Annotated in this window: 5 protein-coding genes; 3 read left to right on the top strand and 2 right to left on the bottom strand. The window is 66.5% G+C overall.

Features of this window, described 5'->3' with window-relative positions; translation table 11 throughout:
- Positions 1–279: 279 nt before the first annotated feature.
- On the top strand, positions 280–1,431 hold the full coding sequence (locus tag EX88_RS0121820) for a metallophosphoesterase (protein WP_051885419.1): 1,152 nt from the start codon (positions 280–282) through the stop codon (positions 1,429–1,431).
- Between the two features lie 57 nt (positions 1,432–1,488).
- Here the strand turns inward: EX88_RS0121820 and EX88_RS0121815 are convergent, their stop codons facing one another.
- Both EX88_RS0121815 and EX88_RS0121810 read right to left on the bottom strand, forming a co-directional pair.
- Entirely contained in the window at positions 1,489–2,223 is a 735-nt protein-coding gene (locus EX88_RS0121815; protein WP_051885418.1) for an FKBP-type peptidyl-prolyl cis-trans isomerase, read from the bottom strand.
- A gap of 50 nt (positions 2,224–2,273) precedes the next feature.
- Positions 2,274–3,941, bottom strand: coding sequence for a multicopper oxidase family protein (locus EX88_RS0121810; RefSeq protein WP_051885417.1), 1,668 nt, complete (start codon positions 3,939–3,941; stop codon positions 2,274–2,276).
- Between the two features lie 910 nt (positions 3,942–4,851).
- Between EX88_RS0121810 and EX88_RS24885 the strand changes: the two genes are divergently transcribed.
- Positions 4,852–7,545: a PKD domain-containing protein gene (locus tag EX88_RS24885; protein WP_161786169.1), complete on the top strand. Its 2,694-nt coding sequence runs from the start codon at positions 4,852–4,854 to the stop codon at positions 7,543–7,545.
- Between the two features lie 149 nt (positions 7,546–7,694).
- On the top strand, positions 7,695–8,201 hold the full coding sequence (locus tag EX88_RS0121795; protein ID WP_152566413.1) for a hypothetical protein: 507 nt from the start codon (positions 7,695–7,697) through the stop codon (positions 8,199–8,201).
- Positions 8,202–8,354 lie beyond the last annotated feature (153 nt).

The raw sequence follows: 8,354 nt of genomic DNA, 5'->3' as shown, positions 1-8,354 counted from the left end.
ATGAAAAACGGCCCGCATCCCTGCGGGCCGCCCTCCGGGTCTTCTATTGCCTTCGCAAGGCTTAGGCGGCGCAAAGCAACAACAACCGCAACAGCGACAGCGACAGCGACAGCGACAGCTCGCAGCTTTGATCAGTGACGACGGCACTGCGATACCTGCCCATCCCTTGGTCGCGGCTCGCGCCGCTCCTACCCTTGGCTGCGGCCATTAACGGCGCAGATGCGTCAGTGCGGCCTCAAACAGCGACAATGCCGATCAGGCGAATACACGAGCACCCCGATGACCAAACTCTCCCGCCTTGCCTCCACCCTGCTGGCCCTGTCTCTGGCGGCCACGACCGCCGTCGCCGCAGGCCAGGAACGCGCGCCTGCGGCGTCGGAGAAGACAACGACGGCAAACACGCCGGGCTTCGACGACGGCCCCTATCTGCGCTACGCAGCCGACCGCATCGAGGCGCGCTGGGTCTGCGACGGCAAGCCGGTCGAGCGCTCGTTCCCGGCCCCGCGTTGGCCGGTCGTGGTGCCGGCGCAATGCGGTCATGCCGAACCGGTCTCGGTACTCGCCCCGGCCGAAGCCGAGGCCGAGGCCTCGCCGCAGGGCGTCGAGCGCATAGCCGCGCTGTCGGACGTGCACGGCCAGTACGAGCTGATGGTCCAACTCTTGCAGAACAACGGCATCGTCGACCGCAAGCTGCGCTGGCGCTACGGTCGCGGCCATCTGGTCATCGCCGGCGACGTGTTCGACCGCGGCCCCAAGGTCAACCAGGCCCTGTGGCTGCTGTACGGCCTGGAACAGCAGGCGCGTGCGGCCGGCGGCGCGGTGCATCTGTTGCTCGGCAATCACGAGATCATGGTGCTGGCCAACGACCTGCGCTACGTCAACGAAGGTTACCAACGCAATGCCGGCCTGCTCGGCAATTCCTATGTCGAGCTGTACGGCCCCGACACGGTGCTCGGGCGTTGGCTGCGCAGCAAGTCGGTGATCGGCCAGGTCAACGACCTGTTGTTCGTGCACGGCGGCATCGCCGCGAGCTATTTCGAATCCGGCCTGAGCCGGGCGCAGATCAACCAGCGTTATCGCGCCACCCTCGGCACGCCCAAGACCATCTGGCAGCAGGACCCGTCGTTGATGCCGCTGTACAACGGCAAGACCAGCCCGATCTGGTACCGCGGCTACTTCATCGACCCGGCCCTGACCCAGGATCAGGTCGATGCGATCGCCGCGCGCCTCGGCGTCGGCCGCATCGTCGTCGGCCATACCTCGCACCAACGCATCGGCAGCTATTTCGACGGCCGCGTGATCGCGATCGACAGCAGCATCAAGAACGGCAAGTACGGCGAGCTGTTGCTGATCGAGCGCGGCAAGATCAGCCGCGGCACGCCCGACGGTAAGCGTTTTCCGCTGACCGCCGGCGAAGCCCTCTCCGACTGAACCAGCGCTGGCGACGCGAACGACGCTGTCGCCGCTCGCGGCATTCCCGGGCCTCGTTCAGCGCGCGATCTCGAGCAATTCCAGATCGAACACCAGGGTCGCGTTCGGTTCGATCTGGCCGGGCAATCCGGTCTCGCCGTAGGCGAGCTTGGCCGGCACCCAGAAACGGTGCTTCGCGCCCGGCGACATCAGCATCAGCCCTTCGCGCAGGCCCGGCATGATCTGGTTGAGCGGAAATTCGGCCGGGTGATCGGTGGCGTAGGTGCTCTCGAACTCGCTGCCGTCGAGCAGGCGGCCGACATAATTGACGCGCACCGTGCCGTCGGCCGCCGGCCTGGCGCCGCGGCCGGCGCGTTCGACCCGATACTGCAGGCCCGAGGCGGTCGTGACCACGCCCGCTTGTTTGCCGTTGTCGGCCAGGTAGCGGCTGCCTTCGCCTAGGTTCTTCTGCGCCAGTGCCTGTCGGCCGGCCTCGCGCTTGCGCTGCAGGTGTTCGACGAAGTCGCTGCGGACCTTGGCGACCTGCGCCTCGTCCAGACGCGGCGGTGCGCCGGCATGGGCTGCGCGCAGTGCGCTCACGACGGTGTCGATGTCGACCTCGTCCTTGATCGGCGCGAGCCGCTTGGCCATGTCGAGACCGACCATGTAGCTGACTTGCGCGCGCGAACCGTCCAGGGCGGTCGGCGCGGGGGCGGCTGTCGGCTTCGCGGCCGCGGCCTGTTCGGCGTCGGAACGACAGGCCGCGGGCAACAACACTAGGCACAGGACGATGGCAGGGGCGGAGCGGTTCATGGCGCGGCGTTCTCCTGGCGGTGAGCCGAGCGACGATCGGAAGGGCTGCATCAGTCGGTCACCGCGAAGGCGACCATCATGCCCATGTCCTCGTGCTCGAGGTTGTGGCAATGGATCATGTAGCGATGCGTGCCCGACAGTTCCTGGGCGAAGTCGATGGCGATGCGGACGATCTCGCCGGGCCAGATCACCACGGTGTCGTTCCAGCCGGTGTCCTGAGGATTGAGCCCCTTCGGAGCGACGGCGCGGCCGCGGATGTCGGGCGGGCTGATGCTGCGCGACACCACCCGGAAGCGGAAGCCGTGGACGTGGATGGGGTGCGGCATGCTGGTCATGTTGTTGCGTATCTCCCAGACCTCGCGGCTGCCGCGCTTGATCCGGAACATCGGCTCATGGCCGACGCTGTGCATGTTCCAGTCGTTGATAAACCAACTGCCCTCCTGATTCATGCTCAGGCGGATCGGACGCACCGACCAGCCCGTAGTATCCGGCGGCGGCGCCAGATCGCTCAGGCGCTCGGGCAACTTCGCCGGCGGACGTTTGGCCGGCTTCGGCGTGGTGTCGCTGCAACCGGCGATGCAAAACTGCATGAGGTCGAAGGCCTCGCCCATCGCCGCGGCGCCCGGGTGCTCGCCCATCGGGTCGGGCGCGAACGCACCGGACTCGTCTTCGTTCTCCATCGCCAGGTATTCCAGGCTGCGCAGCAACACGCGCTCGCCGGCGGCCACCGTGCTGAAATCGACCAGCACGTCGATGCGTTGCGCCGGCGCCAGGAACACGTCCTCGACCGTCCACGGCCGCGCCAACAATCCGCCGTCGCTGCCGATCAGATGAAACGGCAAGGACTGCCCGCGATGCTCGAAAGCGAGCCGCAGCATGCGCGCATTGGCGACATTGGCGATACGGAAACGATACAGCGCCTGCAGCACGTCGAGAAAGGGTTCAGGGGTCCAGTTGACCAGCAGCCGGTTGCCGATCCAGTCGTCGGCGCCCTGGCGATAGACGATGGCATTGTCGGCGTTCACCTGCTTGTCGGAAATCATCAGCGGCAGGTCGCGCACGCCCCAGGGCAGAGCGAGGCTAGCGGCGAGCGCACGCTCTTCGTCGTCGTCCACGCGCAGCAGGCCGGCCAGGCCGTGTTGCAACTGCGCGCCGGTGCGTCCGTGCGGATGCGCGTGGTACCAGTACAGACCGGCGCGATCGGCGACCCGGAAGCGATAACGCTTGCCGGCGCCGGGTGCGACCGGATGCAGGCCGCTGCCGTCGTTGGCTTCGTCGACGCTCAGGCCGTGCCAATGGATCGTGGTGTCTTCGCCGAGACGATTGTCCAGGCTGACGTCCAATTCTTTGCCGCGATCGATGCGCAGCAAGGGGTTGATGCCGAGGCCGGCGCTGGCGGCATGGGCGTAATGCCAGATCCGGGTCGGCGCGCCGTCGAAGATCGGAAACGCCGCTTCCGTCGCCGCCAACACCAGCGGCGCCGACAGATGGGTTTCGGCGAGCAGGCCGGCAGCGCCGGGAATGCGCAGCGGTTGCCGGAACGGTGCCGGCGCCGACGGCGGCGCCGCATCGGCGGGCGACGCATCGGCATCGGCATCGGCATGCGCTGCGTGCGACGAGCGGCGAGCGCGTTGCGACAGCGCATACGGCAGCGCGACCGCTGCGGCAGCGGCCGCCGACAGACCCAATACCCACTTGCGACGATTCGTGTTGACCATGGAACGGAACACCCTCGCTAGCGATGCTTCGACGAGTCGCGCTGCCGATGCATTCGTCGTTGCACGGACTCGCCCATTGCTGATCGATTACAGATGGAACCATCCACGCATCGCGCCGGACCGGCTCTGAGCCTCATCGGATCCAGCATGAATTACGGGCATCGATCACGATTTACGCGCCGTCGATGTACGCCGAAACCCCTTGATTCGCAGCGTTTGTTTCATTCTCGACGCGGCCGCGTCAAATAACCAAAGATCATGAGAAATCCGGCCATTCGCAACTGAGGTATCGGCGAGCCGCGCCGTCTGCATCTCAACAGGGGTGCACTTCAGTCATTCGATGCGAGGCAACCACCATGTCCATGAATGGCGGCGAGACCGCTCGTCCGCAATCAGGCACCGCAGTCGTCGTTGCCGGCGCCAGCAGCGCTTCGCCGACTCCGCCGATCCGGCAATGCTTCGCCCGACCCGCTGATGTCATCGATGTCCGACACGTTGTAGTGCGGCGTTCTTCTGTTCGACGCGCCTTCGTCCGGCACGCTTTCGACGGCCCCGGCCTTCTCTCGCCGATGCCGCCTGCGGCATCCGGTCAGCCCATCGCGCTTCGCGCGGGAACCAGCGCCCCACTGCGTCGGCCGAGTCGTCGGCCGACGCATTTCTCCGCAACAACCTACACCGGTCGCCGAAACGAGGCCTGACGACGACACAGGCCTGTGCGTGCGGATCGGGCGACGACTTCAGCGCCCAGCCACCGATGCGCCGGCGATTTCCTTTCAAACACGGAAGCTAAGAGGAGACTCTGATGGCCACCCCAGGTGCAAGCGGTTTTCGCCGGCGAATCACGCTCGGCGCGTTGTTGTTGTTCGGAAGCTTGATCGGATCCCAGTCCGCGTTCGCGGCGCAGCGGACTGTGCAACTCAGTGAAGACGACGTCGTCACCAAGCGCGTGCCGACCACGCGCTCGGCGCTGTTGGCTTCGCCCGGCAACCGGGTCTGCGAAGCCGGCGCGAAATGGGTCCGGGTCGGCTTCAAGGAACTGGTGCTGCAGGGCTACGACTCGCTCAAGATCACCAGTTCCGGCGGCGACCGCTACATCTTCCAGGGCGATCACTGGAACGACCGTGCCTTCCACTCTCGCGCCTTTCGCGGCGAGTGCGTGGTCATCGAGCCCTACTTCGGCCACCCCGACAGCCGTTACGCCGTCGACAGCTACGACTTCGGCACCAAGGACCTCAACCTGACCACGGTGACCGTGGCCGGCGCCGGCGACATCTGCGACAGCTCGCCGGCCGATTGCGGCAAGACCTCGGACCTGATCGTGGCGATCAACCCGACCGCCGTCTTCACCGCCGGCGACAACGCCTACGGCAGCGGTACCTTGTCGGAATACAACAACCTCTACCACTCGCGCTGGGGCCGATTCAAAGGCCTGACCCGGCCCACCCCCGGCAACCACGACTATCAGACCACCGGCGCAAAGGGCTATTTCGACTACTACAACGGCACGGACCAAGCGACCGGTCCGGCCGGCGATCGCAGCAAGGGCTATTACAGCTACGATGTCGGCGACTGGCATTTCATCGCCCTCAACACCATGTCCGGCGGCAGCGTCGCCTCGGCTCAGCTGACCTGGTTGAGCAACGACCTGGCCGCGAACACCAAGCCCTGCACCGCGGCGTATTTCCATCATCCGCTGATCAGCCGCGGCAATTACGACGGCTATAGCTCGGTCAAGCCGATCTACGACCGCCTGTATGCGGCCAAGGCCGACCTGGTGATGGTCGGCCACGACCACAACTACCAGCGCTACGGCAAGATGGACGGCAGCGGCACCGCCAAGACCGACGGCTTGCGCCAGATCCTGGTCGGCACCGGCGGACGCGATTTCTACTCGCTCAGCGGCAGCCATACGCTGTTGCAGGCCAGCCAGGCCCATACCTGGGGCGTGCTCAAGCTGACCCTGACCGCGACCGGCTATACCGGCGACTTCGTGCCGGTGGCCGGCAAGACCTGGACCGACAATTTCTCCGGCACCTGCAACAAGGCGCAGACCGGCAACCTGCCGCCGGTGGCGAACTTCAATTCGGCGACCAATGGCCTGACCGCCAACTTCACCGATGCCTCCAGCGACAGCGACGGCAGCATCGCCTCGCGCGCATGGACCTTCGGCGACGGCAGCAGCTCCACCGCGACCAATCCGAGCCATGCCTACGCCAGCGCCGGCACTTACTCGGTGTCGCTGACGGTCACCGACAACGGCGGCGCCACCCACAGCGTGACAAAGTCGGTCACGGTCGTGGCACCGGGCAACGCCAATCCGGTCGCGGCCTTCACCTTCACCACCTCCAACCTGACCGCGGTGTTCACCGACGCCTCGTCCGATTCGGACGGCAGCATCGCCGCACGCGAATGGAATTTCGGCGACGGCATCACCTCGACCACCACCAGTCCTTCGCATACCTATGCGGCCGCCGGCACCTACACCGTGTCGCTGAAGGTGACCGACGACGACGGCGCCACCCACACGGTGAGCAAGTCGGTGACGGTGAGCGCCGCGCCGACCGGCAACGTACTCAGCAACGGCGTGCCGGCGACCGGCGTCGCCGGCGCCAAGGACAGCGAGCAGTTCTGGACCCTGGACGTGCCGGCCGGTGCGACCGGCCTGAAGTTCGTCACCGCCGGCGGCAGCGGCGATGCCGACCTGTACGTGAAGTTCGGCGCGAAGCCGACCACCGCCAGCTACGACTGCAAGTCCGACGGCAGCAGCAACGCCGAAACCTGCTCGATCGCCACCGCCCAGGCCGGCACGTATCACGTAATGATCAAGGCCTACGCGGCGATTTCCGGGCTGTCGCTGACCGGCAGCTATGCCAGCGGCCCGTCCGGCGGCGTGGTCTGGAGCAACGGCGGCCTCAGCACCGGCGCCACCGCCAAGGACGGCACCGCCGCGCCCTCGGGCACGAGCTGGAGCGAGTTGCAGAACAACAACGGCAACACCGCCGAAAGCAACACCACCACCGGTTACGCCGTCAGCAACGCCACCTATCGCGTGGCCGACGATTTCGTCGTGCCGAGCGGGCAGAGCTGGACGCTGTCTTCGGTGGACGTCTACGCCTACAAGACCAGCTACAGCGGTTCCAGTTCGCCGTTCACCGCCGGCGTCCTGCAGGTCTGGCGCGGCCGGCCGGGCGATTCGGGCAGCACCTTGCTGTGCGGCAGCACCAGCAGCAACGTGCAGGCGTCCTCGACCGATGCGCGGATCTATCGCACCGGCAACAGCCTGTATCCGTCCCCGGGCAGCGCCACGGTCACCACGCGCAAGGTCTGGCGCAACCGCCTGAGCATGCCGGCGGCCTGCGCGGGCAGCGGCTTCTTCAGCGCAGGCAGTTATTGGCTGGTGTGGGGCAGCACCGACAGCAGCGCCGGCGCGCACTTCGCCCCGCCGATGACCGTCGTCGGCGCGCGCGGCCGCAGCGGCGCCAACGCCCGCCAGTACGATGTGTCGGCGGGCACCTGGAGTTCCCTGATCGATGTCGGCAACCCGTCCTCGGCACCGGACGTCGCCCAGGAGCTACCCTTCGACCTCATCGGCACGACGCAGTAAAGGGCAGGTCCGGGTCGTCGCCGTCGGCGATCCGGGCTGTCTCAAGCACGGCCATCTCGAACATGGCCACCTCAAGCATGGCTGCCCATGCATGGCCGACGCAGGCGGGGTTTCGACCTCGCCTGCGTCTTCGCGACAGAGAGACTCGAATGAAACACCGGACTTACCTCCTCACTGGCGCATCCCTCGTAGTCTTCGCCTGCTTGCTGGCCGCTTGCGAACGCCAGGGCGCGACGCCGCAGCGCGCGGCCGAAGCGCCCTCGCCGGCCGCCGTGCTGGGCAAGGACAATACGGTCATGGCGGTATCGACCTCGCCGGCGGTGTCGATCACCGGCGTCGAACTCGGCAGCGCAGCGATGCGGCCGCAGGACCTGCCCAAACGGCAGAAGAGCTTCACCACCGGCGACACCGTGGTGGTGACGATCAAGACCGCGACCCGCGACGCGCAGGCACGCGTGCCGGGCCGTTTGAAAGTGCGCTGGATCGACCCGGCCGGCAAGGTCTTCAACGAAGAAGCCAAGCCGGTGACCTTCAACGGCGCCGGCGTCGACGATTTCCGCGTCGCCGAGCCGATGGGATGGAAGTCCGGCAACTACCGCGTCGAGGTGTCGCTCGATGGCGGGCCGGTAGTGCAGGAGGGATTCTTCGTTCGTTAGGCTTGCCTCGCCAAATGAAGCCCCAAGCTTCAGGGTAGGAGCGGCGCGAGCCGCGACAACGTTGTGACGGTCTTGCGGCGCATCGTTGAAGCAAGATCAGGATCAGGATCAAACGCCAAAAGCTTCCGCCACTAAAGCGGCGGGTTACTTTCT

The organism is Lysobacter antibioticus (assembly GCF_000731095.1).
Taxonomy (GTDB): domain Bacteria; phylum Pseudomonadota; class Gammaproteobacteria; order Xanthomonadales; family Xanthomonadaceae; genus Lysobacter; species Lysobacter antibioticus_B.
This window is presented reverse-complemented; position numbering and strand designations above follow the sequence as displayed.